Source organism: Pseudomonas sp. Nvir (genome assembly GCF_963778085.1).
In the GTDB taxonomy this organism is placed as follows: Bacteria; Pseudomonadota; Gammaproteobacteria; order Pseudomonadales; family Pseudomonadaceae; genus Aquipseudomonas; species Aquipseudomonas juntendi.
This window is the reverse complement of record NZ_CAVZVN010000030.1, coordinates 1-1,174: the sequence shown is the minus strand read 5'-3', so window position 1 is coordinate 1,174 and position 1,174 is coordinate 1. Positions and strand designations below refer to the sequence as shown.

Below are 1,174 nucleotides of genomic sequence, written 5' to 3'. Positions count from 1 at the left end.
CTGCTGGGCGCCGTGTTCGGCAAGCTGATTGAGCTGTCGGGATTCTCGCGGTCGATTGTCGCCGCCGCCATCCGCATCCTCGGACGCCGCCACGCGATCCCGGTGATCGTGCTGGTGTGCGCCCTGCTGACCTACGGCGGGGTGTCGCTGTTTGTGGTGGCTTTTGCCGTCTACCCCTTCGCCGCCGAACTGTTTCGCCAGAGCGGGATCCCCAAACGGCTGATCCCGGCCACCGTCGCCCTCGGGGCATTCTCGTTTACCATGGACGCCCTGCCCGGCACGCCGCAGATCCAGAATATTATCCCCACCAGTTTCTTCGGCACCAACGCCTGGGCGGCCCCCTGGCTGGGGCTTATCGGCTCGCTGTTCATTATCATCTTCGGTTTGCTGTGGCTGGAGCGTCAGCGCCGCAAAGCACAGGCCCGCGGCGAAGGCTATGGGACCGACCTGCAAAATGAGCCGGAGACCCCGGATGACATCGATCTGCCGCATCCGCTGATCGCTATCGCCCCGTTGCTGTTAGTGGGGGTGCTGAATCTGCTGTTTACCCACTGGATCCCGCAGTGGTACGGCGCCAGCCATGAGCTCACCCTGCCGGGTCTGGCGAAGCCTGTCGTCACCGAAGTAGGGAAAATCACCGCTATCTGGGCGGTGCAGGCGGCGCTGCTCTCCGGCATTGTGCTGGTGCTGGTCTGCGGCTATCGCAATATCCGCGGCCGGCTGGCGGAGGGGAGCCGAACGGCGGTGGGCGGGGCTATTCTCGCGGCGATGAACACCGCCTCTGAGTACGGATTCGGCGCGGTTATCGCCGCCCTGCCGGGTTTCCTGGTGCTGTCGAAAGCCCTCGCGGCCATTCCCAATCCGCTGTTAAACGAGGCGATCAGCGTCACGGTGCTGGCCGGGATCACCGGCTCGGCCTCCGGGGGGATGAGCATCGCGCTGGCGGCGATGTCCGAGACCTTTGTCGCCGCCGCCCACGCCGCCAATATTCCGCTCGAGGTCCTGCACCGCGTCGCCGCCATGGCCAGCGGCGGCATGGACACCCTGCCGCATAACGGGGCGGTGATCACTCTGCTGGCGATCACCGGCCTGAGCCATCGCCAGGCCTACGGCGGTATTTTCGCCATCACGGTGATCAAAAGCCTCGCGGTACTGTTTGTCATTGCCACGTTCT

At 65.0% G+C, this 1,174-nt stretch carries 1 protein-coding gene; it reads left to right on the top strand.

The annotated features are described in order from the left end of the window. Positions 1-1,174 (top strand): GntP family permease (locus tag AACG97_RS00240; RefSeq protein WP_338463239.1); only part of this gene is annotated, 1,174 nt, incomplete at both ends.